The organism is Streptomyces sp. A 4/2 (assembly GCF_940670765.1).
Classification (GTDB): domain Bacteria; phylum Actinomycetota; class Actinomycetes; order Streptomycetales; family Streptomycetaceae; genus Streptomyces.
In genome coordinates this window covers 161799-186294 of the sequence record NZ_CALNVW010000031.1, presented here as the reverse complement: position 1 = coordinate 186294, position 24496 = coordinate 161799, and the positions used below count along the sequence as shown (strand labels likewise).

Genomic DNA, 24496 nt, shown 5'->3' with positions numbered 1-24496 from the left:
CACGGACAACAGCCGTTACTCGCCGCCCTTTTGAACGAACGAGCGCACGAAGTCCTCGGCGTTGGCCTCCAGGACGTCGTCGATCTCGTCCAGAACGTCGTCCACGTCGTCGGACAGCTTCTCCTGGCGCTCCTTGAGGTCCTCCGAGCCCTGCGCCTCGGGCGCCTGCTCCTCGGTCTCCTCGGTCGAGCGCGTCGCCTTCTGCTGTCCGCCGCCGGTGTCCTTGGTCGCCATCTACCTCACCCCGCTCGGTTCGATGTACTGGTTCAGGCCCTCTTGATCAGACCCTACAAGCGGGGTCCGACATCGGCCCCGTACTTTCCACAACGTCCGGGGCCTACCCCGATGATTCCCCAGTGCGGGCCCTTTCAGCCTCCGGAGAGCACCCGGACCAGGTCTTCTGCCGTACGACAGCGGTCCAGCAGCTCCTTGACGTGGTTACGGGTCCCCCGCAGGGGTTCCAGGGTGGGCACCCGTTGCAGAGAGTCATGACCCGGCAGATCGAAGATGACCGAGTCCCAGGAGGCGGCGGCCACGTCGTCGGCGTACTGCTCCAGACAGCGACCGCGGAAATACGCCCTGGTGTCCTCGGGCGGGCTCGTCCGGGCCCGTGCGACGGCCGGCTCGTCCAGGAGCCGTTTCATCTTCCCGCGGGCCACCAGACGGTTGTACAGCCCCTTCTCGGGCCGTACGTCCGCGTACTGGAGGTCCACCAGGTGGAGCCTGGCCGCGTCCCAGTCGACACCGTCCCGGCGGCGGTAGCCCTCCAGGATCTCCCGCTTGGTGATCCAGTCGAGCTCCCCGGAGAGGCTCATGGGGTTGTTCTCCAGCCGGTTCAGCACGTCCTCCCACCGGCCGAGGACGTCCTTGGTCTGCTCGTCGGCGTCCACGCCGTAGCGCTCCTCGACGTACTTCCGCGCCAGCTCGAAATACTCCATCTGGAGCTGTACCGCGGTGAGGGTGCGCCCGCTGCGCAGCGTGATGAGCTGCCGCAGGGTCGGATCGTGCGAGACCTGGTGCAGGGTGCGCACCGGCTGGTCGACCGCGAGGTCGACATTGATGAAGCCGTCCTCGATCATCGCGAGCACCAGGGACGTCGTCCCCAGTTTGAGATACGTCGAGATCTCCGCGAGGTTGGCGTCACCGATGATCACATGGAGCCTGCGGTACTTCTCGGCGTCCGAGTGCGGCTCGTCACGGGTGTTGATGATGGGCCGCTTGAGCGTGGTCTCCAGGCCGACCTCGACCTCGAAGTAGTCCGCGCGCTGGCTGATCTGGAAGCCGTGCTCACGGCCGTCCTGGCCGATTCCGACCCGTCCCGCGCCGGTCACCACCTGGCGGGAGACGAAGAACGGTGTCAGATGGCGCACGATGTCCGAGAAGGGGGTCTCCCTCTTCATCAGGTAGTTCTCGTGCGTCCCGTACGAGGCGCCCTTGTTGTCGGTGTTGTTCTTGTACAGATGGATCGGCTGCGCACCGGGTACCTCGCCCGCGCGTTCCGCGGCCTCCGCCATGACGCGCTCGCCGGCCTTGTCCCAGAGCACGGCGTCGAGCGGGTTGGTGATCTCGGGCGAGCTGTACTCGGGGTGCGCGTGGTCGACGTAGAGCCGGGCGCCGTTGGTGAGGATGACATTGGCCAGGCCGATGTCCTCGTCCGTCAGCTGGCTGCTGTCCGCGGTCTCCCGGGCGAGGTCGAACCCTCGCGCGTCCCGCAGCGGATTCTCCTCCTCGAAGTCCCAGCGGGCGCGGCGCGCCCGGTGCATCGCCGCCGCGTAGGCGTTGACGATCTGGGACGAGGTGAGCATGGCATTGGCGTTCGGGTGACCCGGGACGGAGATGCCGTACTCCGTCTCGATGCCCATTACTCGCCGTACGGTCATGCGGCCCTCCTTGCCCGGCAGCGCCCCTTGCGGGGACGTCGCTCAAGTACCGCTGGTTCTCCGGTGCGTGCGCGGTCACCCCTCCCCGCGCTGCGCGACCCGGTGGTACCGAAGACCTTAGAACGCCGTTGCGCCGGTGGGGAGATCATTACAGGCATTGCTGTTCCTGCGGCCGAAGGCCGGAAAACACGGCGGCTGCGGGACCCGTCGAGGAGCCCCGCAGCCGCCCTGCCATTTACAGGTACTGACCGGTGTTGGCCACCGTGTCGATGGAACGCCCGGTGTCCGCGCCCTGCTTTCCGGTGACGAGGGTGCGGATGAAGACGATCCGCTCGCCCTTCTTGCCGGAGATTCGGGCCCAGTCGTCCGGGTTGGTGGTGTTCGGCAGGTCCTCGTTCTCCTTGAACTCGTCCACACACGCCTGGAGGAGATGGGAGACCCGGAGACCCTTCTGTCCCTGGTCCAGGAAGGCCTTGATGGCCATCTTCTTGGCCCGGTCGACGATGTTCTGGATCATCGCGCCGGAGTTGAAGTCCTTGAAGTACAGAACTTCCTTGTCGCCGTTGGCGTACGTGACCTCGAGGAACCGGTTCTCCTCGGACTCCGTGTACATCCGCTCCACGACGGACTGGATCATGCCGCTCACCGTGTCTTCCGGGTTCTCCCGGTGCTCGGCCAGATCGTCCGTGTGCAGCGGCAGCGAGGACCGCAGGTACTTGGCGAAGATGTCCTTCGCGGCCTCCGCGTCCGGACGCTCGATCTTGATCTTGACGTCGAGCCGGCCCGGCCGCAGGATCGCGGGGTCGATCATGTCCTCACGGTTGGAGGCACCGATGACGATGACGTTCTCCAGGCCCTCCACCCCGTCGATCTCGGCGAGGAGCTGCGGGACGATGGTGTTCTCCACGTCCGAGCTGACGCCTGACCCACGGGTGCGGAAGAGGGATTCCATCTCGTCGAAGAAGACGATGACGGGGGTACCCTCACTCGCCTTCTCCCGGGCGCGCTGGAAGACCAGGCGGATGTGCCGCTCGGTCTCACCGACGTACTTGTTGAGGAGCTCGGGGCCCTTGATGTTGAGGAAGTAGCTCTTCCCCGCGGGCTGGCCGGTGACCTCGGCCACCTTCTTGGCAAGGGAGTTGGCGACGGCCTTGGCAATGAGTGTCTTGCCGCAGCCGGGCGGGCCGTAGAGCAGGATGCCCTTCGGCGGCCGCAGCTCGTGTTCCTTGAACAGATCGGGGTGGAGGTAGGGCAGCTCGACCGCGTCGCGGATCAACTCGATCTGGTCGCCCAGACCGCCGATCTTGTCGTAGTCGATGTCCGGGACCTCTTCGAGGACGAGCTCCTCGACCTCGCTCTTCGGCACCACTTCATAGACGTAACCGGACCTGGAGTCGAGCAGCAGGGCGTCGCCGGGGCGGATGGTGATGTCCAGCAGAGGCTCGGCGAGCCGCACCACCCGTTCCTCGTCGGTGTGCCCGACCACCAGGGCGCGCTCGCCGTCCTCAAGTACTTCCTTGAGGGTGACGATGTCCCCGGCGCGCTCGAATTCCATGGCCTCGACCACGTTGAGCGCTTCGTTGAGCATGACTTCCTGGCCGCGCCTGAGCTCTTCGAGCTCGACGCTGGGACTGACATTCACCCGGAGCTTGCGGCCCCCGGTGAAGATGTCGCACGTCCCGTCCTCGTTGGACTGCAGAAAGACACCGAAGCCGGCCGGCGGCTGTGCGAGCCGGTCGACCTCCTCCTTGAGAGCCACGATCTGGTCGCGGGCCTCGCGGAGCGTATTGGCGAGCCGCTCGTTCTGCGCGGACACGCCTGCCAGGTTGGTCTGCAGCTCGACGATCCGCTCTTCGAGATTCCTCGTGTGACGCGGAGAGTCGGCGAGCTTGCGGCGCAGGACGGCGATTTCCTGCTCGAGATAGGCAACCTGGCCGGCGGGGTCCTCAGACCCTCGCGCGGGCCGGATGCCGCGGTTGATGTCATCGTCGTGGGCTGCCACGGTCCTCACCTCCTCCAAGGGGAGCTGGACGCTTCCTGACCCTACCTGGGCGGCTGGTGATTGAAACCCCTAGATCACAAAGACCGTCGGGGTGTGTCTGATCTTCACCCTTGCGTACTCCCTCACGCCTTGGGAATACCCACCCATCAACATCGGAAAGCGGCCGGTTGTATCGTCGAAGTGTTCAACACCCGTCAGGGCTGGCTTCAATTGGTTCAACCGCGCAGGAACGGCAGGAGAAATGACCGTGCAGGACGAGGCTCCCACCGGTGACGCCGCACAGGCGCTAGAGGTCTGGATCGACCAGGACCTCTGTACCGGCGACGGTATCTGCGCCCAGTACGCGCCCGAGGTCTTCGAGCTCGACATCGACGGCCTGGCGTACGTGAAGAGCGCCGACGACGAGCTGCTGCAGGAGACCGGAGCCACAACGCCCGTGCCGCTGCCGCTCCTCCAGGACGTCGTGGACTCCGCCAAGGAGTGTCCGGGCGACTGCATTCATGTGCGCCGCGTTTCGGACAGCGTCGAGGTCTACGGCCCCGCTGCCGGGTGACGCGTCATACGCTCCGCGCCTGGGACGGCGCCGAGCGTACGAACTTCCCGCCCTGCCAGCGCCACTTGGCCTGCTGCCGCACATCGGGCTTCCAGCGCGGCACGTCGGGCGAGGAGTAGCCGAGAAGCGTCGCGGTCACCGCGCCTCCCTCCACGGCGAGAGCACCGACCTGTTGCTGCTCGGACGGGGCGACCAGCGTCGCGACGACCCGTGGCGGGCCGTTCCCGGCCTTCGACCGGGTGAGGACGTAGATCCCGCTCGGCGGCGTCCCCGATCCCGCGTCGCAGCGCACGGCGGCCACCGTTTCGGGGTTCCCGTCGCGGTCGAGGTCGCCCACCGCCTTCTTCGTGACGACCGTTCCCACACTTCCGCAGTCCAGCGGGAAGGTGGCGGCTGCCGCGTCGGGCGCCGCCGCGGTGGCCGGTTTCGGATCGGGCTGGGAGGCGGTGGCCGGGCCGGGCGTGAGCACGCCCGCCACGGCGACGACGGCGGCCATCGCGGTGGCCGTGGCCAGCCAGTGGACCGGACTGGTCCGGGTGTGCGCGAGGTCCGGGAGCGCAAGGTCCGGGAGCGCGGAGGGCTGCACGCGGGAGGTCTCCTGTGGGGCAGTACCGGAGGGGGTGGCCAGAATGGTGCCACACGTCACAGGAGTTCGGAACGGCGGGGTCCGTACGGCCAACATAAAGAAGCCGCCGCCGAGTTCCCCTTCGTGCGGAGGGAACTCGGCGGCGGCGTCCGTGCGTTGTACCGGTCAGGCTTCGGTCACGGGGTCGGCTTCTCCCCCGGATTCCGCACCGGACTTCGCCCGGGAGGCGGTCGCTCCTGGTCCGGAGTAGTCATCGCCGTACGAACCCTTGGACGGGCGGCGGCGGCGCAGCGGGGCCTCCACACCGTCGGCGAGGCGCCGGGCGGTGACCAGGAAGCCGGTGTGGCCGATCATCCGGTGGTCGGGACGGACGGCCAGGCCTTCGACGTGCCAGTTGCGGACCATCGATTCCCAGGGCTGCGGCTCGGCGAAGCAGCCGATCTCCCTGATGGACTCGACGGTGCGCGAGAGCTGGGTGGTGGTGGCGACGTAGCAGCAGAGGATGCCGCCGGGGACGAGTGCCTTGGAGACGACCTCCAGGCATTCCCAGGGAGCCAGCATGTCCAGCACCACACGGTCGACGTCCGTGTCGGACAGATTGTCCTGGAGGTCGCCGACGGTCAGCTGCCAGGCCGGGTGCGGGCCACCGAAGTAGCGCTCCACGTTCTGGGTGGCGATCTCGGCGAAGTCCTCACGGCGCTCGTACGAGTGCAGCATGCCCTGCTCGCCGATGGCGCGGAGCAGGAAGCTGCTGAGTGCGCCGGAGCCCACTCCCGCCTCGACGACCCGTGCGCCGGGGAAGATGTCGCCGAAGGCCAGGATCTGGCCCGCGTCCTTGGGATAGACCACGGCAGCGCCGCGGGGCATGGACAGGACGAAGTCGGGGAGCAGGGGGCGCAGCGCGAGATAGGCGACGTTCCCCGTGGTACGGACAACACTGCCCTCGGGGGCACCGATCAGCTCGTCGTGCGGGAAAGAACCCTTGTGGGTGTGGAAATTCTTTCCTGCTTCGAGCGTGAAGGTGTAGTGGCGTCCCTTGGGGTCGGTGAGCTGGACCTGGTCCCCGACTTTGAAGGGCCCACGTCGGCGGGCGGCACCGGTCGGTTCGGACATACGAGCAGCCTACCGGCCTCAGGAACCCGGTCGCGCCATCGCCTGGACGAAGGCACGTTCGACATCGGCGGTGGAGAGGACTCCGTAGATCGCGCCGCTCTCCTCGACCACCAGGTACTCGGTGGCCGGGCTGGCCCGCAGCCTGTCGAGGAGCGCCTCGCCGGCCAGTTCGGCCGGGACCTTCATGCCCTCGGTGAGGTCCTGGGCGAGCCCGCTCACGGCGACCCAGGGGCGCCGGTGCTCGGGGACGCCGACGATGGCCGCTTCCCTGACCAGGGCTGTCGGATCGCCGTGGCTGTCCACCACGACCAGTGCGCGCGCTCCGGCCTCGTTGGCCCGGCGCAGCGCCTCGGAGAGCGGTGTGCCGGTCTCGACGGGGACGGCGCGCCTGGTGAGCGTGCGGGCGCGGAGCTCGGGGAGGTGTTCGCGCAGCCGGGCCATCCGCAGGCTGTTGCCCGCACCGGTCCAGATGATGGCCGCGAGGATCGCGGCGAGCAGCGCGTCCATCACGGTCTCCATACCGCCCACGTCGGCGTCGGAGCCGGTGTGGGTGAGCAGCGGGAGGCCGATGAGTACGGAGACGGCGAGCGCCCGGCCGAACCAGGCGGCGGCGACGGTGCCGCTCATCGGGTTGCCGGTGATCTTCCAGACGACCGCGCGCAGCATCCGGCCACCGTCCAGCGGCAGGCCGGGCAGCAGGTTGAAGATCGCCACGATGAGGTTGGAGATCATCAGTCCCGCGAGCAGCACACCCGGCACCGTGCCGGGCTCCACGGCCTTCATGCCGAGGTAGAAGACACCGGAGAGCACGAGGGAGAGCAGCGGTCCGACGAACGCGAGGACGAACTCCCGTCCCGGGGTGTCCGACTCCTTCTCGATCTCCGAGACGCCGCCGAAGAACTGCAGCTGGATGCGGCGCACCGGGAGCTTGAAGCGCAGGGCCGCCACGGTGTGTGCCAGTTCATGGACGAGTACGGAGGCGTAGAAGGCGACCGCGAAGAAGAGCGAGACCAGGTACCGGAGATTGCCCAGTTCGGGCAGGACGCGGTCGAGCTGGCCGCCGAAGACCCAGGTGATGAGCGCGGCCACCAGGAACCAGCTGGGTGCGACGTACACCGGGACCCCGAAGGGGCGGCCCATCAGGATCCCGCCGCCCGGCGCGTCCCGGCGCTGCGGCTTGCCGCCCTCGGGCGCGGAGCCGGGGCCGGGCCCGTCCGCGCCGGACTGCGGGCGCCCGCTGTCGCCGCTCTCGTCCACGATGTCCCTTCGTATCCTTCGTGTCCCTCGGACCATTCTCCATCGCTGCTTACCGCGATGTCCTGATCATGCAGTGCGAGGGGGCCTACCGTCGATGGTATGCGGCTCTGTGTCAGTGGCGGGTCGTAGGGTCTGGAGCATGACTACCGCCCAGCAGCCCACGTCTCTCTCGCCGTCGCGGGCGAGCGACTTCATGCAGTGCCCTCTGCTGTACAGGTTCCGGGTGATCGACAAGCTGCCGGAGAAGCCCAGCCCGGCGGCGACGCGCGGCACCCTGGTGCACGCGGTGCTTGAGCGGATGTTCGACGACCCGGCTGCGGACCGGACGGTTCCGCGTGCCAGAGCGATGGTTCCCGGCCAGTGGGACCGGCTTCTCGCCGCCAAGCCGGAGCTGGCCGAGCTGTTCGCGCAGGACGCCGGGGGCGAGCAGCTGGCCCAGTGGCTCTCGGAGGCCGAGTCGCTGGTCGAGCGGTGGTTCACGCTGGAGGACCCGACCCGTCTCGAACCGGCCGAGCGCGAGCTGTTCGTCGAGACGGAGCTGGAGTCGGGGCTGCGGCTGCGCGGCATCATCGACCGGGTGGATGTGGCACCGACCGGCGAGGTGCGGATCGTCGACTACAAGACGGGGAAGGCGCCGCGTCCGCAGTACGCGGAGGGCGCGCTGTTCCAGATGAAGTTCTACGCGCTGGTCGTCTGGCGGCTGAAGGGGATCGTGCCGCGCCGGCTCCATCTGGTGTACCTGGGGAACGGCGAGGTGGTGACGTACGACCCGGTCGAGGCCGATCTGGAGCGGGTCGAGCGCAAGCTGCTCGCACTGTGGGACGCGATCAAGAAGGCCACCGAGACGGGCGACTGGCAGCCGCGGCCGACCAAGCTGTGCGGCTGGTGCGACCACCAGGCGGTCTGTCCCGAATTCGGCGGTACGCCTCCGGTGTACCCCCTGACGGTAGTCCGGGCGGCCGAGCCCGCCTGAGCCGGGCCGTTCCCCGGCCGTCCGGCGATACGCCCCGCAGGAGTCCGGGCGGGCCGCTCAGGGCAGAATGGGGCTGGTCTATCGAAGGAGATCCCGTGGCGATCCGCGTCCTACTGGTCGACGACCAGCCGCTGCTGCGCACCGGCTTCCGGATGATCCTGGAGGCAGAGCAGGACCTCGCGGTGGTCGGCGAGGCCGGGGACGGTCTGCAGGCCCTCGACCAGGTCCGGGCGCTTCAGCCCGATGTCGTACTGATGGACATCCGGATGCCCCGGATGGACGGGGTCGAGGCGACCCGTCAGATCACCGGCCCCGGCCGGGACGGCCCCGCGAAGGTTCTCGTACTGACCACCTTCGACCTCGACGAGTACGTCGTGGAGGCGCTGCGCGCCGGTGCGAGCGGCTTCCTCCTGAAGGACGCCCCCGCCAACGAACTCGTCCAGGCGATCCGGGTGGTCGCCGGGGGCGAGGCGATGCTGGCGCCGAGCATCACCCGCCGGCTGCTCGACAAGTACGCGGACCACCTGCCGTCCGGCGAGGATCCCGTGCCCAACACCCTGCACACGCTGACCGAGCGTGAGGTCGAGGTGCTGAAGCTGGTCGCGCGCGGCCTGTCGAACGCGGAGATCGCCGCCGACCTGTTCGTCAGCGAGACCACGGTGAAGACCCATGTGGGGCATGTGCTGACGAAGCTGGGGCTGCGCGACCGGGTCCAGGCCGCGGTGTACGCGTACGAGAGCGGGCTGGTGCGCCCCGGCGCCCAGCAGTGACACCCGGCGGCGCCCAGGCGTGAGGTCCGGTCCGTGAGTTCCGGCCTGTGAGGGGCCCCGGACACCCGTCGGCGTCCGGGGCCGGACAGGTCAGCTGATGCCCCGGCCGAGTTCCCAGATCTGCAGGGCGGACGAGTTGCTGAGCGCCCACTCCACCCCGGTCAGGTCGTCGCGGGCGGCGACGTACTGCTTGCCCTGCCAGAGCGGCAGCACAGGGACGTCGTCCGCGACGATGTCCTGGATCTTCTGGAGGGGGATCACGGCCGTGGTGCGGTCGGAGGCCCGCCGGGAATCCAGGATGTACTTGTCGCGGATGGTGCTGTTCGCGTAGGGCAGGTTGAGGAAGTTGCCCTTGCTGAGGAACGGCGAGATGAAGTTGTCCGCGTCGGGGAAGTCCGGGAACCAGCCCATGCCGTAGACCGCGTAGTCACCGTGCAGTTCCGCGGGACGGAACTGATCCCACTGGGTGCCCTGGATCGTGATGTCGAAGAGCCCGGACGCGTTCAGCTGCTTCTTGAGCAGCGCGAACTCCTTCGCCGTATTCGGGCCGTAGTGGTCGTTCGTGTAATGCAGCGTCAGCCGCACCTTGTCGGTGATCCCGGCGTTGCGCAGGATCCGGGTGGCTTCGGCCCTGCTCGGATCGCCGTACTTGTTGAAGAACGAATTCGTGTGCCCGCCGACGCTGGTGGGGATCAGCGAGTAGAGCGGCTCGGCCGTCGCGCCGTACACCTGGCTGGCGATCTGGCCGCGGTCGACGAGTGCGGCCATCGCCTGGCGGACCGCCTTGTTCTTCACCGACGGGTCATTGGTGTTGAAGCCGAGGTAGCGGATCTCCAGACCCTGGCTCTCGACGAAGTTGATGTCCGGCGACGATCCGGCGGAGAACTCCTTGATCTGCTCAGGGGAGATGGCGCGGGTCATCATGTCGACCTTCCCCGACTTCAGCGCCGCGCCCATGGCCGCGGCGCCGGTGAAGGACCGGATCTCGACCTTGTCGTTCTGCAGCTTCAACGCCCCCTTGTACCGGGGGTTCTTGGTGAAGACCGCTTTCTCCAGGCGGTTGTTCCTGACCTCCGCCTTGAAGGTGTACGGGCCGGAGCCGTCGATCTCGAAGCCGTTGCGCAGCTTGTTCGGCGCGTAGGCGGCCTTCTCCACGATGCCCGCGGCCGGGGTCGCCAGCTTGTACGGGAAAGTGGCGTCCGGGGTCTTCAGGTGGAAGACCAGTTCCCGATCGCTCACCGGCTCGATGGTGTCGATGTTGTCGAAGAGACCGGCCGGCCCGTTCGGGTCGTGGATGTGGGTGACGCGGTCCAGGGAGTACTTCACGTCGGCGGCCGTGAGGCGGTGGCCGTTCGAGAACTCCAGGCCGCTGCGCAGCTTGCAGCGGTAGCTCTCGTTCTCGCTGTCCGTGAACCGGCAGCCGGAGGCGGCGTCCGGGATGGGCAGGCCGCCGCCGCGCGGCATCTGCATCAGTGACTGGAGAGTGGGGCGCAGGATGTTCCAGGCGCCCGTGTCATAGGTGTAAGCGGGGTCGAGCGGCGCCGGAGCCTTCTTGGTGGCCACGAAGGAGTCCGTGATGCCCACGACGATGGGCTTGCCGCCTCCGCCACCGCTGTCCGTGCTGCCGCACGCGGCGAGTACCGGAGTGAGCAGGCCCGCTATGGCCGGCAGCACCAGAGTCTTGCGGTTCATTCTGGACGTTCTCCTCATCCGGCACTGGGATACAGCGATGTACAGACACTCCGCCGCTGCCGCCCGTTCGGGGCGGGGCGATCGGGCCGGGTACAGAGCGATCGGTCCAGTGTTCCCGTCAGCTTTGCGGGCGCAGGGGGCACGGAAGTGTACGGCGAAGTTCTCGCCACGAGATTAGTGGGGAACGTCAGGAAACCTGGAACGGGGGCGACTTGAGCCGTATCCACATCATCTTCACGAATAGCGGAGCGTCCATATTCGACCACCGAAATGATTCACGCACCGCTTCACCAATCGGGACACATGGGCATGTGCAGAGCGGAGCTCCGGCGCGACAGCACGCGCATGAGTCCGTGTCGACGCCTCGCCAGGTGACGAACGTCACTCCCGCCCGGTCTTTCGCAAAGCGCCAACTGCTCTCGCGCGCACATGAAAAACACAAGGTCGACGGGCACCGATTCACGTCAAAGCGAAAGAAACACGGTCAGTATCCGTCCCGGTGCATTCCGTTGACCAGGGCCTTGAGGAATTCCAGATCGACTTCTTCCAGCGATCCCACGACCATCCGGCCGTCCGCGGCGGCGATCGGTGCGACCGAGGGCACCGCCACCACCCGGCAGCCCGCGGCTTCGGCCGCCGCCACCCCGGTCGCGGTGTCCTCGATGACGGCGCAGCGCGCGGGATCGGCCCCGAGAGCGGCTGCGGCGGCGAGGTAGGGCTCCGGGTGCGGCTTCGTACGCGTGACCTCGTCACCCGCGATCGTCAGCGAGAAGTTGTCCGGGCCGAGCGACATCAGGATCCGGTCGATGATGCGCCGGTGCGAGGCGGAGACCAGGGCGGTGGGCACGCGGTGGGCGGCCAGCTCGGTGAGCAGTCGCATGGCTCCCGGCATCAGCTGGACGCCGCGCGAGATACGCGCCTCGAAGCCGTCGTTGAGCAGCACGGTGAGCTCGGGAAGGGTGATGTCCGCGCCGGTGGCCTCGATGAGGTATCCCGCGCTGCGGGTCATCGGCCCGCCCACCACGACATGCTGCCAGCCCTCGTCGAGCTGGTGCCCGAGACCGGCGAAGACCTCGACCTCGGCCTCCCACCAGAACCTCTCGGTGTCCACCAGGGTGCCGTCCATGTCGAGGAAGACGGCCTGCAGGACGGAGTCCTCGGCCATACGGGTACTGAGCGCAGGGACCGTACTGGTCATCCGGGCACACCTCCTGGAGGGACATGAGGGCCGGTCCCCCTCCCCCTGCCGGGGAGAGGACCGGCCCGCACTGGACCGACCAGTGTACGTCCGGAAGGCCGGGCGCGCCCCGCCATCGGTCCCGACACCGGCGCCCGGCCGCACCGCGCGGTACGGGTCCGGCACCATCCGGGCGGGATCCCTACCGGGCGTTGAAGTACTTCGCCTCGGGGTGGTGGATCACGATCGCGTCGGTGGACTGTTCGGGGTGCAGCTGGAACTCCTCGGAGAGGTGCACGCCGATCCGCTCGGGCTGGAGCAGTTCGGCGATCTTCGCCCGGTCCTCCAGATCGGGGCAGGCGCCGTAGCCGAGCGAGAAGCGCGCACCGCGGTACTTCAGCGCGAACATGTCCTGGACGTCCGAGGGGTCCTCACCGGCGTAGCCGAGTTCGGAGCGCACCCGGGCGTGCCAGTACTCGGCGAGCGCCTCCGCCAACTGCACGGAGAGACCGTGCAGTTCGAGGTAGTCGCGGTAGGCGTTGGCCTCGAACAGCTCGGCCGTGGCCTCGCCGATCCTCGAACCGACGGTGACCACCTGAAGGCCGATCACATCCCTCTCGCCGGACTCCTCGGGGCGGAAGAAGTCCGCCAGGCAGAGCCGACGGCCGCGGCGCTGGCGCGGGAAGGTGAAGCGGGTGCGCTCACTGCCGTCCTCGTTGAGGAGGATCAGGTCCTCGCCCTTGGACACACAGGGGAAGTAGCCGTAGACGACGGCGGCCTCCAGCATGTTCTTGGTGTGCAGCTGGTCCAGCCAGCCGCGCAGGTGCGGGCGGCCCTCGCTCTCCACCAGCTCCTCGTAGGTGGGGCCTTCGCCCTTGCGGGCCTCCTTGAGCCCCCACTGCCCCTTGAAGAGCGCGCCCTCGTCCAGCCAGGAGGCGTACTCCTTGAGCTGGATCCCCTTGACGACGCGGGTACCCCAGAACGGCGGTTCCGGGACCGGGTTGTCGGTGGAGACGTCCGAGCGGACGGGGCCTTCGGGCTCCTGGACCTCCAGTACGGCGGCGGTGTCGCGCTTGGGCACCCGGCGCTGCTTGAGCTCGGGCAGTACGGCGCCGGGGACACCCCGCTTGACGCCGATCAGGGCGTCCATCAGGCGCAGGCCCTCGAAGGCGTCGCGGGCGTAACGGACTTCGCCCTCGTAGATCTCGTGCAGGTCCTGCTCGACGTACGCCCTGGTCAGTGCGGCGCCGCCGAGGATGACGGGGAAGTCGGCCGCCATCTTGCGCTGGTTGAGCTCCTGCAGGTTCTCCTTCATGATCACCGTGGACTTGACGAGGAGGCCGGACATGCCGATGACGTCGGCCTTGTGCTCCTCTGCGGCTTCCAGGATCGCGGAGACGGGCTGCTTGATGCCGAGGTTGACGACGTTGTAGCCGTTGTTGGTCAAGATGATGTCGACGAGGTTCTTGCCGATGTCGTGGACGTCGCCGCGGACGGTGGCCAGCACGATGGTGCCCTTGCCGTCGTCGTCCGTCTTCTCCATGTGCGGCTCCAGATGGGCCACCGCGGTCTTCATGACCTCGGCGGACTGGAGCACGAACGGCAGCTGCATCTGGCCGGAGCCGAAGAGCTCGCCGACGACCTTCATGCCCTCCAGGAGGGTGTCGTTGACGATGTCCAGGGCCGGACGGTCCTGGAGCGCTTCGTCGAGGTCGGCCTCCAAGCCGTTCTTCTCGCCGTCGATGATGCGGCGCTGGAGGCGCTCGTCCAGCGGGAGCGCCATGAGCTCCTCGGCCCTGCCCTGCTTCATCGACTTCATGTTGACGCCCTCGAAGAGCTCCATGAGCTTCTGCAGGGGGTCGTAGCCCTCGGCGCGGCGGTCGTAGATCAGGTCGAGGGCGACCTCGACCTGCTCCTCCTCCAGGCGGGCGATCGGCAGGATCTTGGACGCGTGCACGATCGCCGAGTCCAGGCCCGCCTTCACGCACTCGTCGAGGAAGACGGAGTTGAGGACGACGCGGGCGGCCGGGTTGAGGCCGAAGGAGATGTTGGAGAGGCCCAGCGTGGTCTGGACGTCCGGGTGGCGGCGCTTGAGTTCGCGGATGGCCTCGATGGTGGCGACGCCGTCGCCCCTCGACTCCTCCTGCCCGGTGCAGATGGTGAAGGTCAGGGTGTCGATGAGGATGTCCGACTCGCGTACCGACCAGTTGCCGGTCAGGTCCTCGATCAGCCGCTCGGCGATGGCGACCTTGTGCTCGACGGTGCGGGCCTGGCCCTCCTCGTCGATGGTCAGCGCGATCAGCGCGGCGCCGTGCTCGACCGCCAGCTCGGTGACCTTGGCGAAGCGGGACTCGGGGCCGTCGCCGTCCTCGTAGTTGACCGAGTTGAGGACGGCCCGGCCGCCCAGCTTCTCCAGCCCGGCCCGCAGGACGGGGAGTTCGGTGGAGTCCAGCACGATCGGCAGGGTCGATGCGGTGGCGAAGCGGCCGGCCAGCTCGGACATGTCGGCCACGCCGTCGCGGCCCACGTAGTCGACGCAGAGGTCGAGCATGTGCGCGCCCTCGCGGATCTGGTCGCGGGCCATCTCCACGCAGTCGTCCCAGCGGGCCTCCAGCATGGCCTCGCGGAACTTCTTGCTGCCGTTGGCGTTGGTGCGCTCACCGATGGCCATGTACGCCGTGTCCTGACGGAACGGCACGGTCTGGTACAGGGAGGCGGCGCCCGGCTCGGGACGCGGGTCGCGGGGGGTGGGGGTCAGCGCGCGGGCCCGCTCGACGACCTGGCGCAGGTGCTCGGGCGTCGTACCGCAGCAGCCGCCGATCAGGGACAGGCCGTAGTCGGTCACGAACGCTTCCTGCGCGTCCGCCAGGCCCTCGGGGCCGAGGGGGAAGTGTGCGCCGTCCTTGGTCAGCACGGGCAGGCCGGCGTTCGGCATGCACATCAGCGGCGTACGCGAGTGGCGGGCCAGATAGCGCAGGTGCTCGCTCATCTCGGCCGGTCCGGTCGAGCAGTTCAGGCCGATCAGGTCGATGCCCAGCGGCTCCAGGGCGGTCAGCGCGGCGCCGATCTCGGAGCCGAGCAGCATCACGCCGGTCGTCTCGAAGGCGAGCGAGCAGATCAGCGGCACGTCGATGCCCAGGGCGTCCATCGCCCGGCGTGCGCCGATGAGGCTGGACTTGGTCTGCAGCAGGTCCTGTGTGGTCTCCACGATCAGGGCGTCCGCGCCACCGGCGAGGAGGCCCTCGGCGTTCTGCTGGTAACCGTCCCGCAGCACGTCGTACGTGATGTGCCCGAGCGACGGGAGCTTGGTGCCGGGGCCGACCGAGCCGAGGACCCAGCGCTGCCGGCCGTCCTTGGCACCGAACTCGTCGGCGACCTCGCGGGCGATGCGGGCGCCCGCCTCGGACAGCTCGACGATCCGGTCGGCGATCTCGTACTCGTTCGCCGCCGAGTGGTTCGCGCCGAAGGTGTTCGTCTCCACGCAGTCCACGCCGACCGCGAAGTACTCCTCGTGGACCGAGCGGACGATGTCCGGCCTGGTCACGTTGAGGATCTCGTTGCAGCCTTCCAGATCCTGGAAATCCTCAAGGGTGGGATCCTGTGCCTGGAGCATGGTGCCCATGGCACCGTCCGCCACCACCACACGGGTGGCGAGTGCCTCACGGAGGGCGTCTGCCCGGGTCCGGCTGTCAGCGGAAGGGGTCGGCAACGAGGCCATGGAATGTACTCCCTGGGATGCGACGGCTGTCGGCTTTGCGCCCTCCGGCAGGATGGCGCACCTGGCCAGGGTAACGGGGACCGCGCTCGGCCGGTGCGGTGTCCCACGGGGCGGACGGCTTCCCCCGCCCGGGTAGCGCGGAACCGGTCAGCTACCGGCCGGCCCTGCTCCGGGTGACACTGGGTCGACATCGACCGATAGTGTTCAGCATTGCCGAACAGTGTGGAGGGTGGCCGAGCAATGGCGAAGAACATTCAGTCCCTGGAGCGGGCGGCTGCGATGCTGAGGCTGCTCGCCGGCGGCGAGCGGAGACTCGGCCTGTCCGACATCGCCTCCTCGCTCGACCTCGCCAAGGGCACCGCCCACGGCATCCTGCGCACACTCCAGCACGAGGGCTTCGTGGAGCAGGACGCGGCGTCCGGCCGCTACCAGCTGGGGGCCGAGCTGCTGCGGCTGGGCAACAGCTATCTGGACGTGCACGAGCTGCGGGCCCGCGCGCTCGTATGGACCGACGACCTGGCCCGCTCCAGCGGCGAGAGCGTCTACCTGGGCGTGCTGCACCAGCACGGCGTCCTCGTCGTCCACCACGTCTTCCGCCCCGACGACAGCCGCCAGGTCCTGGAGGTCGGGGCCATGCAGCCGCTGCACTCCAGCGCGCTGGGCAAGGTGCTCTCGGCGTTCGACCCGGTGGCACACAGCGAGGTCCTGGAGACCGAACGCAAGAGCTTCACCCCACGGACCGTCAGCGACCTCACGGAGTTCGAGTCCGTACTGGACCTGACGAGAGCACGCGGCTGGGGATCCGACATCGAGGAGACCTGGGAGGGCGTGGCCTCGGTGGCCGCCCCCATCCACGACCGGCGCAGGATGCCGGTCGGCGCCATAGCCGTCACCGGCGCCGTCGAGCGGGTCTGCACCGACGGGGAACTGCGCCCCGAACTCATCGCCGCGGTGCGCGACTGCGCCCGCTCCGTCTCCCGCGATCTGGGCGCCAGCCGCTTCTGAGCGCTCCCCCCTCGGCGTACCGGAGGAACCTTTCCGGAGCTGTGTTCGAGTTTCCCGTCACAGCCTCTTGACCTTTGTCGACTCGGAGGAGAAAACTGCCGTTCATCGGTCGGCATTGTCGAACACTTACCGGAAATACGCGTTAAGGTGTGACAGCGCCAAGGGCCGGCAACGCCCTCACCTGAGGGCGCGGACGACCGGAGGAAACCGGTGTCCGGCTTCCCCTGGACGAAGGACAAAGGAGTCGCGGGTGTCCAGCTCCGACATCTTCATCGGCGAGACCATCGGTACCGCCGTACTCATACTGCTCGGCGCCGGTGTGTGCGCCGCGGTCACGCTCAAGCGCTCGAAGGCCAAGGACGCGGGCTGGCTCGCCATCACGTTCGGCTGGGGCTTCGCCGTACTGACCGGCGCCTACCTGGCCGGCGGCGTCTCCGGTGCCCACCTCAACCCGGCGGTCACCATCGGCCTCGCCATCGAGGGCGGCACCAAGTGGAGCGATGTGCCGCTGTACCTCGGCTCGCAGCTGCTCGGCGCCATGATCGGCGCGGTGCTCGTCTGGGTCGCGTACTACGGACACTTCCAGGCGCACCTGCGGGACCCCGAGATCGCCGCGCAGGCGAAGCGCGTCACGAAGGCGGAGCCCGGCCCCGGCCCCGTGGGCGGTGTCTTCTTCACCGCACCGGAGATCCGTCACGTCGTACAGAACCTGGCGACCGAGATCATCGGCACCGTGGTGCTGGTCCTGGCGATCCTCACCCAGGGGCTGAACAACAACGGCAACGGGCTGGGCACCCTCGGCGCGCTCATCACCGCACTCGTCGTGGTCTCCATCGGCCTCTCGCTCGGCGGCCCGACCGGATATGCCATCAACCCGGTCCGCGACCTCGGCCCGCGCATCGTCCACGCGCTGCTGCCGCTGCCCAACAAGGGCAGCTCCGACTGGACGTACGCGTGGATACCCGTCGTCGGACCGCTCATAGGCGGCGCTCTCGCAGGCGGTCTCTACAACCTCGCCTTCGCGTGAGCCCCCGGTACTGACGACCACCCCCTTCGGACTTTCGGAGCACACCGTGACCACTGACGCTCACACCACCGGACCGTTCATCGCGGCCATCGACCAGGGCACCACCTCCAGCCGCTGCATCGTCTTCGACAAGGACGGCCGGATCGTCGCCGTCGACCAGAAGGAACACGAGCAGATCTTCCCGAAGCCGGGCTGGGTCGAGCACGACGCCGCCGAGATCTGGACGAACGTCCAGGAAGTCGTGGCCAGCGCCGTCCACAAGGCCGGGATCACCGCCGCCGACGTCAAGGCCATCGGCATCACCAACCAGCGCGAGACCACGCTGCTCTGGGACAAGAACACCGGTGAGCCCGTCCACAACGCCATCGTCTGGCAGGACACCCGCACCGACGCGCTCTGCCGGGAGCTCGGCCGCAACGTCGGCCAGGACCGCTTCCGCCGCGAGACCGGGCTGCCGCTCGCCTCGTACTTCGCCGGCCCGAAGATCCGCTGGCTGCTGGACAACGTCGACGGCCTGCGCGAGCGCGCCGAGGCCGGCGACATCCTCTTCGGCACCATGGACTCCTGGGTCATCTGGAACCTGACGGGCGGGGTGAACGGCGGCGTCCACGTCACCGACGTCACCAACGCGTCCCGCACGCTCCTCATGAACCTGCACCGGATGGAGTGGGACCCGAAGATCCTCGCCTCCATCGGCATCCCGGCGGCCGTGCTGCCGGAGATCCGCTCCTCCGCCGAGGTGTACGGAACCGCCAAGGGCGGCGCCCTGGCCGGTGTCCCCGTCGCCTCCGCGCTCGGCGACCAGCAGGCGGCGCTGTTCGGCCAGACCTGTTTCGCCGAGGGCGAGGCGAAGTCGACGTACGGCACCGGCACCTTCATGCTGATGAACACCGGTGAGACGCCCGTCAATTCGTACAACGGCCTGCTGACGACCGTCGGATACCGGATCGGCGACCAGAAGGCGGTGTACGCCCTCGAAGGTTCGATCGCCGTCACCGGTTCGCTCGTGCAGTGGCTGCGCGACCAGATGGGGATGATCAACAGCGCGGCCGAGGTCGAGACCCTGGCTTCCTCGGTCGACGACAACGGCGGCGCGTACATCGTGCCCGCGTTCTCCGGCCTGTTCGCCCCGTACTGGCGCCCCGACGCGCGCGGCGTGATCACCGGCCTGACCCGCTACGTCACCAAGGCGCACATCGCGCGCGCCGTGCTCGAAGCCACCGCCTGGCAGACCCGCGAGATCAGCGACGCCATGACCAAGGACTCCGGCGTCGAACTGGCCGCGCTCAAGGTCGACGGCGGAATGACCTCCAACAACCTGCTGATGCAGACGCTCTCGGACTTCCTGGACGCACCGGTGGTGCGCCCGATGGTCGCCGAGACGACCTGCCTCGGCGCCGCCTACGCCGCCGGTCTCGCCGTCGGCTTCTGGCCGGACACCGACGCGCTGCGCGCCAACTGGCGCAGGGCCGCCGAGTGGACACCCCGCATGGACGCGGCCACCCGTGACCGCGAGTACAAGAACTGGCTCAAGGCCGTCCAGCGGACCATGGGCTGGCTCGAAGACGAGGAGTAACCAGATATGACCACCCTGCAGAGCGTCCCCGCACTCGGGACGCACCCGGCCTCCGGCTCCCTTCCGAGCCGCGCCGAGACTCGGGAGCAGCTTTCCAAGGCAACGTACGACCTCCTGGTGATCGGCGGCGGAATCCTGGGCATCTCCACCGCCTGGCACGCCGCGCAGTCCGGGCTGCGGGTGGCCCTGGTGGACGCCGGTGACTTCGCCGGCGCCACATCGTCCGCCTCCTCCAAACTGCTCCACGGCGGACTCCGTTACCTCCAGACCGGGGCCGTGAAGCTGGTCGCCGAGAACCACTTCGAGCGCCGGGCCGTCTCCCGCGACGTCGCGCCCCACCTGGCGAACCCGCTGACGTTCTACCTGCCCGTCTACAAGGGCGGCCCGCACGGCGCCGCCAAGCTCGGGGCCGGGGTCTTCGCCTACTCGGCGCTCTCCGCCTTCGGCGACGGTGTCGGGCACGTGATCTCCCCGGCGCGGGCCCAGCGGGACGTGCCGGAGCTGCGTACGGACAACCTCAAGGCCGTCGCGGTCTACGGCGACGACCAGATGAACGACTCGCGCATGGCCCTGATGACGGTGCGCGCGGCGGTCGAGGCCGGCGCCACCGTGCTCAACCACGCCGAGGTCACCGGGCTGCGCTTCACCCGGGGCCGGGTGACGGGCGCGGAGCTGCGGGACAGCCTCGACGGCAGCGAGTTCGGCGTCGGTGCCCGGCTCGTACTGAACGCCACCGGCCCCTGGGTCGACCACCTGCGCAAGCTGGAGGACCCGAACGCGGCCCCGTCCATCCGGCTGTCCAAGGGCGCCCACCTGGTGCTCAAGCGCACCTCACCGTGGCGCGCCGCGCTGGCGACGCCGATCGACAAGTACCGGATCACCTTCGCCCTCCCGTGGGAGGACCAGCTGCTGCTCGGTACGACCGACGAGGAGTACGAGGGCGACCCCGCCGATGTACGGGTCACCGAGAAGGACATCGCGCAGATCCTGGACGAGGCCGCCTTCTCGGTCCGTGACCAGCAGCTGTCGCGTGATCTGATCACCTACTCCTTCGCGGGCCTGCGGGTGCTGCCCGGTGGCCCCGGCGACACCTCGAAGGCCAAGCGGGAGACGGTCGTCACCGAGGGACGCGGCGGGATGCTCTCGGTGGCCGGCGGGAAGTGGACGACCTTCCGGCACATCGGCCGGACGGTCATGAACAAGCTGGCCGATCTGCCGGGGCACCCCCTCGGTGAGGACATGGAGCCGGTCTCGCGGCTGCCGAAGAAGCAGCCGCTGCCCGGGATGGCCAACCCGAACGCGGTCGCGCACCGGCTGCTGGTGGACGGCGGTACGCCCGGTCCGCGGATGGCGGCGGACACCGCTCGCCATCTGGCCACGCACTACGGCTCGCTCTCCTTCGACATCGCCCGGCTGGCGAACGAGGACCCGTCGCTGGCCGAGCGGGTCCACCCGGACGCCCCGGAGATCTGGGCGCAGGTCGTGTACGCCCGCGACCACGAGTGGGCCGAGACCGCGGACGACGTGCTGCGCCGCCGTACGACGCTGACGATCCGCGGCCTGGCGACGGACGACGTCGTGGCGAAGGTCGAGGACGTCCTCGGCAAGAAGCAGGGACAGTGAGAAGCAGCGGCGGTCGGAAGTAGGGACAGTTCGGGTGAGGGGCGGCTCCCGGCCGGGGCCGCCCCTCACCCGTGTCCCGTGGCCGGACGGCGCGGTCGCTCGTGGCGTGTCATGGCGGGACCCCTTCGGGGTGGCTCCGCAGCGCCGTCTCCGGACGCCCCTCCGGGGGTGTCCCGACAGCCGATCCCGTGCAGTTCCGGGGACTGTGTGCGCGAGCGCCCGAACAGGAGCCATAATCGGGAGATACATCGGATGTCTGCTGAGGCGAGGTTCCCCATGGCTGTGACCGACGAGGCCATCGAGAAGATCAAGGAAATGATCGTCTCGGGTGCACTGCGGCCAGGTGACCGGCTGCCCAAGGAGAGTGAACTCGCCGCCGAACTCGGCCTGTCCCGCAACTCGCTGCGCGAGGCGGTGCGCGCGCTGTCGCTGATCCGCATCCTCGATGTGCGCCAGGGCGACGGCACCTACGTCACCAGTCTCGATCCCCAGTTGCTGCTCGAAGCGATGAGCTTCGTCGTGGACTTCCACCGGGACGACACGGTGCTGGAATTCCTGGCCGTACGGCGCATCCTGGAGCCGGCCGCGACCGCGATGGCCGCGCACCGGATCAGCCAGGAGGAGTTGGAGGCGCTCAGCGCCCAGCTGGACGCGCTGGGCCCGCAGCCCTCGGTGGAGGAACTCGTCGCCGGCGACCTGGAGTTCCACCGGGGCATCGTGCAGAGTTCGGGCAACTCGGTGCTCTGCTCACTGCTGGACAGCCTCTCCGGGCCGACCACCAGGGCGCGGGTGTGGCGCGGGCTGACCCAGGAGGACGCGGTCAGCCGTACGCTCCACGAGCACCGCGCCATCCTGACAGCGCTCAGGGACCGGGACGCCGAAGCGGCCCGGTCCTGGGCGACGGTGCACATCGCCAGCGTCGAGCAGTGGCTGCGTTCGACGCTCTGAGTGCGGCCGGCGGGGGGAGCGGTCAGTCCTGCTCCTCACCGCTGGCGAAGCGCGAGGCGATCAGGGCGATGATGATGATGGCGCCGTTGAGGAAGGTCTCCCACTGTCCGGGCACCCCGGCGAGCGTCATCACATTCACCACCAGCTGAAGGGCGAGCACACCGGTGAGCGCGCCGAAGATGGTGCCCCGGCCGCCCTTCAGCCCGATCCCGCCGATCACCGCGGCGGCCATGACCTGGAAGATCATGTCCTTGCCCTGTGCGGCACCGACCGATCCGTAGTGGCCGGTGTAGAGGATTCCGGCGAAGGCCGCGAGCAGCCCGCCGATGGCCAGGACGATCCAGGTGACCCGGTCGACGCGGATACCTGCGGCCCGCGCCGCCTCCGGGTTGCCGCCGATCGCGTACAGCGAGCGCCCGTGCCGGGTCCAGGCCAGCGCGGCCCCGCCGACGGCGAACAGTGCCAGGCAGATCCAGACGGCGGCCGGGGCGCCGAGCCAGGAGGCCCGTCCCAGGTAGCTGAAGGAAGCCGGCACCTCGATGATCGACTTGCCCTCGGTGATCCCGATGTGGAGCCCGCGGAGCATCATCAGCATGCCGAGGGTCGCGATGAAGCCGTTGACCCTCAGCTTCAGCATCAGGAAGCCGTTGAACGCACCGATCGCGAGCCCGGCCAGCAGGCAGAGCGGGATCGCCATCCAGGACGGGAACAGCCCGAGCCCGGTGAACCGGTCGCCCTCCGACGGCAGGACCAGCCAGAGCGCGAGGACCGGCGCGATGCCGATCGTCGACTCCAGCGACAGGTCCATCCGTCCGCAGATCAGGATGAAGGCCTGGGCGAGCACCAGCAGACTGAGTTCGGACGACTGCTGGATGACGTTGATCAGATTCTCGGACGTCAGGAACACCGGCGAGACGATGAACCCGATCACCATCAGCACCAGGATCACCGGCACGAGCGAGAAGTCGCTCCAGCGGATCAGCGCCAGCCTGCCCCGCAACGGGCTGACCTGTACCTTCGTCTCCTCGGCCGCCACCGGCCCGATCGTGTCGGTCATGACCGCTCCCCCACACCTTCCATGGCGGCGACCAGTTCCCCGTCCGTCCACCCACTGTCGTATTCGGCGACGACCCGTCCGTGGAAGAGCGCGACCACCCGGTCGCACACCCGCAGGTCGTCGAGTTCGTCGGAGATGATCACAGCGGCGTTGCCCTCCTCGGCAACCCGCCTGACCACGCCCAGGAGCGAGTCCTTGGACTTGATGTCCACACCCGCCGTCGGCCGCACCGCCACCAGCGTGCTCGGCTTACGGGCGAGCGCGCGGGCGACCACGACCTTCTGCTGATTGCCTCCGGAGAGCCCGGAGACCTTCTGCTCGGGCCCGGTCGTCTTGATGTCCAGCGAGGAGATCATGTTCCGCGCGAACTCCCGGGTGCGGGAGGGCAGTACGGTCCCCCACGGCCCGAGCTGGTCGGCGACCGTGAGCGTGGCGTTCTCCGCGATGCTGCGCTCCAGGACCAGCCCCTGCCGGTGGCGGTCCTCCGGGATGTACCCGATACCCGCGTCCAGGGCGTGCGGCACACTGCCGGGCTTGACGTCCCGGCCGCGGACCGAGACGCGCCCCGCGGTGGCCTTGCGCATGCCGACCAGGGTTTCGCCCAGCGCCGTGTTGCCGCTGGCCGCGGCGCCCGCGATACCGAGCACCTCACCGGGCCTGACCTCGATGTCCAGCGGTTCGAACTCGCCCTCCAGGCTGAGCCCTTCGGTCCGCAGCACGGGCTCGGCCCGGCCGGTGCCCGCGGATCCGGCCCGCGGTGTACCGGGAGCCGCGTGCCAGGCCACCGGCCCGGTCGCGGTCTCGCCGGTCATCGCCGCGACCAGATCCGCCTTGTCCAGCTCGGCGACGGGCGCCGTGAGGACGTGCCGGGCGTCCCGGTAGACCGTGACGGCAGTGCACAGTTCGTACACCTCCTGGAGGTGGTGCGAGATGAAGAGGAACGCCACCCCCTGGCTCTGCAGGTCCCGCAGCTTGGTGAAGAGGCTCTGGATACCGCGTGCGTCGAGCTGGGCGGTCGGCTCGTCCAGGATGATCAGACGGGCGCCGAACGACAGCGCCCGTGCGATCTCCACGAACTGGACCTGCTCGACGGAGAGGTCCTTCGCCCGGGTGTTGGGGTCGACATTGACCCCGTACTCGGCGAGCAGCGCCTCGGCCCGCTTGCGCAGCCGTCCCCAGCTGATCCAGCGGCCACCCTTCTCCCCGCGGTCGAGTCCGTAATTGTTCAGGAAGAGGTTCTCGGCCACGGTGAGATCGGGCACGGCCATGGACTTCTGGTAGACACAGGCGACCCTGGACTGCCAGGCCATGGTGTCCCCGAAGGCCGGCGCGGGCTCGCCGTTGAAGGCGACCGTGCCGGCGTCCGGCTTGTGGAGCCCGGTGATGACGCTGACGAGCGTGGACTTTCCGGCGCCGTTGCGCCCGACGAGGGCGTGCGACTCACCGGGCTGGACTGTCAGGCGGACATCGTCGAGCGCGACGGTGGGACCGAAGCGCTTGACGATGCCTTCCGCATGAACCGCTGGTGCATCGGGCATG

The 24496-nt window shown here is 68.8% G+C and carries 19 protein-coding genes; 8 read left to right on the top strand and 11 right to left on the bottom strand.

What is annotated here, in order from left to right:
* Nucleotides 1-15: 15 nt before the first annotated feature.
* The 3 genes from NBY69_RS23555 to arc form a co-directional block, all read right to left on the bottom strand.
* Complete coding sequence (locus NBY69_RS23555) at nucleotides 16-234, bottom strand: ubiquitin-like protein Pup (RefSeq protein ID WP_250303291.1); 219 nt, start codon at nucleotides 232-234, stop codon at nucleotides 16-18.
* 134 nt (nucleotides 235-368) lie between these two features.
* Nucleotides 369-1880 (bottom strand): depupylase/deamidase Dop, encoded by a 1512-nt coding sequence (gene dop, locus NBY69_RS23550; protein WP_250303290.1) that lies wholly within the window; start codon nucleotides 1878-1880, stop codon nucleotides 369-371.
* A 235-nt stretch (nucleotides 1881-2115) separates the two neighbouring features.
* Nucleotides 2116-3882, bottom strand: coding sequence for a proteasome ATPase (gene arc / locus NBY69_RS23545; protein WP_250303289.1), 1767 nt, complete (start codon nucleotides 3880-3882; stop codon nucleotides 2116-2118).
* A gap of 241 nt (nucleotides 3883-4123) precedes the next feature.
* Between arc and NBY69_RS23540 the strand changes: the two genes are divergently transcribed.
* Nucleotides 4124-4435: a ferredoxin gene (locus tag NBY69_RS23540; RefSeq protein ID WP_250303288.1), complete on the top strand. Its 312-nt coding sequence runs from the start codon at nucleotides 4124-4126 to the stop codon at nucleotides 4433-4435.
* A 4-nt stretch (nucleotides 4436-4439) separates the two neighbouring features.
* On the opposite strand, the gene NBY69_RS23535 is transcribed toward NBY69_RS23540, so the two are convergent.
* The 3 genes from NBY69_RS23535 to NBY69_RS23525 form a co-directional block, all read right to left on the bottom strand.
* Nucleotides 4440-5021: a hypothetical protein gene (locus tag NBY69_RS23535; protein WP_250303287.1), complete on the bottom strand. Its 582-nt coding sequence runs from the start codon at nucleotides 5019-5021 to the stop codon at nucleotides 4440-4442.
* A 165-nt stretch (nucleotides 5022-5186) separates the two neighbouring features.
* Nucleotides 5187-6134, bottom strand: coding sequence for a tRNA (adenine-N1)-methyltransferase (locus NBY69_RS23530; protein WP_250303286.1), 948 nt, complete (start codon nucleotides 6132-6134; stop codon nucleotides 5187-5189).
* Between the two features lie 18 nt (nucleotides 6135-6152).
* Nucleotides 6153-7391, bottom strand: coding sequence for a site-2 protease family protein (locus NBY69_RS23525; RefSeq protein WP_250303285.1), 1239 nt, complete (start codon nucleotides 7389-7391; stop codon nucleotides 6153-6155).
* 94 nt (nucleotides 7392-7485) lie between these two features.
* On the opposite strand from NBY69_RS23525, the gene NBY69_RS23520 reads away from it, so the two are divergent.
* The gene (locus NBY69_RS23520; RefSeq protein ID WP_374211325.1) at nucleotides 7486-8364 is read left to right on the top strand and encodes a RecB family exonuclease; all 879 of its coding nucleotides are present in this window, start codon (nucleotides 7486-7488) and stop codon (nucleotides 8362-8364) included.
* 95 nt (nucleotides 8365-8459) lie between these two features.
* Nucleotides 8460-9134: a response regulator transcription factor gene (locus NBY69_RS23515; protein WP_250303283.1), complete on the top strand. Its 675-nt coding sequence runs from the start codon at nucleotides 8460-8462 to the stop codon at nucleotides 9132-9134.
* Nucleotides 9135-9224: 90 nt separating this feature from the next.
* On the opposite strand, the gene NBY69_RS23510 is transcribed toward NBY69_RS23515, so the two are convergent.
* The 3 genes from NBY69_RS23510 to metH form a co-directional block, all read right to left on the bottom strand.
* The gene (locus tag NBY69_RS23510) at nucleotides 9225-10826 is read right to left on the bottom strand and encodes an ABC transporter substrate-binding protein (RefSeq protein WP_250303282.1); all 1602 of its coding nucleotides are present in this window, start codon (nucleotides 10824-10826) and stop codon (nucleotides 9225-9227) included.
* A 484-nt stretch (nucleotides 10827-11310) separates the two neighbouring features.
* On the bottom strand, nucleotides 11311-12024 hold the full coding sequence (locus NBY69_RS23505) for an HAD family phosphatase (RefSeq protein WP_250303281.1): 714 nt from the start codon (nucleotides 12022-12024) through the stop codon (nucleotides 11311-11313).
* A 181-nt stretch (nucleotides 12025-12205) separates the two neighbouring features.
* Nucleotides 12206-15721 carry a methionine synthase gene (metH, locus tag NBY69_RS23500; protein ID WP_250303280.1) on the bottom strand — a complete coding sequence of 1172 codons (3516 nt, stop codon included), beginning with the start codon at nucleotides 15719-15721 and terminating at the stop codon, nucleotides 12206-12208.
* Between the two features lie 240 nt (nucleotides 15722-15961).
* On the opposite strand from metH, the gene NBY69_RS23495 reads away from it, so the two are divergent.
* The 5 genes from NBY69_RS23495 (at nucleotide 15962) to NBY69_RS23475 (ending at nucleotide 21900) form a co-directional block, all read left to right on the top strand.
* The gene (locus NBY69_RS23495; protein ID WP_250303279.1) at nucleotides 15962-16726 is read left to right on the top strand and encodes an IclR family transcriptional regulator; all 765 of its coding nucleotides are present in this window, start codon (nucleotides 15962-15964) and stop codon (nucleotides 16724-16726) included.
* Nucleotides 16727-16976: 250 nt separating this feature from the next.
* Complete coding sequence (locus NBY69_RS23490; RefSeq protein WP_250303278.1) at nucleotides 16977-17753, top strand: MIP/aquaporin family protein; 777 nt, start codon at nucleotides 16977-16979, stop codon at nucleotides 17751-17753.
* Between the two features lie 46 nt (nucleotides 17754-17799).
* Complete coding sequence (gene glpK, locus NBY69_RS23485; protein ID WP_250303277.1) at nucleotides 17800-19329, top strand: glycerol kinase GlpK; 1530 nt, start codon at nucleotides 17800-17802, stop codon at nucleotides 19327-19329.
* A 6-nt stretch (nucleotides 19330-19335) separates the two neighbouring features.
* Entirely contained in the window at nucleotides 19336-20952 is a 1617-nt protein-coding gene (locus NBY69_RS23480; protein ID WP_250303276.1) for a glycerol-3-phosphate dehydrogenase/oxidase, read from the top strand.
* Between the two features lie 276 nt (nucleotides 20953-21228).
* Nucleotides 21229-21900: a FadR/GntR family transcriptional regulator gene (locus NBY69_RS23475; RefSeq protein ID WP_250303275.1), complete on the top strand. Its 672-nt coding sequence runs from the start codon at nucleotides 21229-21231 to the stop codon at nucleotides 21898-21900.
* A 22-nt stretch (nucleotides 21901-21922) separates the two neighbouring features.
* Here NBY69_RS23475 and NBY69_RS23470 read toward each other — a convergent pair whose 3' ends face one another.
* Both NBY69_RS23470 and NBY69_RS23465 read right to left on the bottom strand, forming a co-directional pair.
* The gene (locus tag NBY69_RS23470; RefSeq protein ID WP_250303274.1) at nucleotides 21923-22957 is read right to left on the bottom strand and encodes an ABC transporter permease; all 1035 of its coding nucleotides are present in this window, start codon (nucleotides 22955-22957) and stop codon (nucleotides 21923-21925) included.
* Nucleotides 22954-24495, bottom strand: coding sequence for a sugar ABC transporter ATP-binding protein (locus NBY69_RS23465; protein WP_250303273.1), 1542 nt, complete (start codon nucleotides 24493-24495; stop codon nucleotides 22954-22956). The genes NBY69_RS23470 and NBY69_RS23465 overlap by 4 nt, the downstream gene beginning before the upstream one ends.
* Nucleotide 24496 lies beyond the last annotated feature (1 nt).

Bases quoted from the DNA above. Each gene is read 5' to 3' on its own strand.
- NBY69_RS23555 (WP_250303291.1), bottom strand. From the start codon at position 234: ATGGCGACCAAGGACACCGGCGGCGGACAGCAGAAGGCGACGCGCTCG.
- dop (WP_250303290.1), bottom strand. From the start codon at position 1,880: ATGACCGTACGGCGAGTAATGGGCATCGAGACGGAGTACGGCATCTCC.
- NBY69_RS23540 (WP_250303288.1), top strand. From the start codon at position 4,124: ATGACCGTGCAGGACGAGGCTCCCACCGGTGACGCCGCACAGGCGCTA.
- NBY69_RS23530 (WP_250303286.1), bottom strand. From the start codon at position 6,134: ATGTCCGAACCGACCGGTGCCGCCCGCCGACGTGGGCCCTTCAAAGTC.
- NBY69_RS23520 (WP_374211325.1), top strand. From the start codon at position 7,486: ATGGTATGCGGCTCTGTGTCAGTGGCGGGTCGTAGGGTCTGGAGCATG.
- NBY69_RS23510 (WP_250303282.1), bottom strand. From the start codon at position 10,826: ATGAACCGCAAGACTCTGGTGCTGCCGGCCATAGCGGGCCTGCTCACT.
- NBY69_RS23505 (WP_250303281.1), bottom strand. From the start codon at position 12,024: ATGACCAGTACGGTCCCTGCGCTCAGTACCCGTATGGCCGAGGACTCC.
- metH (WP_250303280.1), bottom strand. From the start codon at position 15,721: ATGGCCTCGTTGCCGACCCCTTCCGCTGACAGCCGGACCCGGGCAGAC.
- NBY69_RS23495 (WP_250303279.1), top strand. From the start codon at position 15,962: ATGGCGAAGAACATTCAGTCCCTGGAGCGGGCGGCTGCGATGCTGAGG.
- NBY69_RS23480 (WP_250303276.1), top strand. From the start codon at position 19,336: ATGACCACCCTGCAGAGCGTCCCCGCACTCGGGACGCACCCGGCCTCC.
- NBY69_RS23475 (WP_250303275.1), top strand. From the start codon at position 21,229: ATGGCTGTGACCGACGAGGCCATCGAGAAGATCAAGGAAATGATCGTC.
- NBY69_RS23470 (WP_250303274.1), bottom strand. From the start codon at position 22,957: ATGACCGACACGATCGGGCCGGTGGCGGCCGAGGAGACGAAGGTACAG.
- NBY69_RS23465 (WP_250303273.1), bottom strand. From the start codon at position 24,495: ATGCCCGATGCACCAGCGGTTCATGCGGAAGGCATCGTCAAGCGCTTC.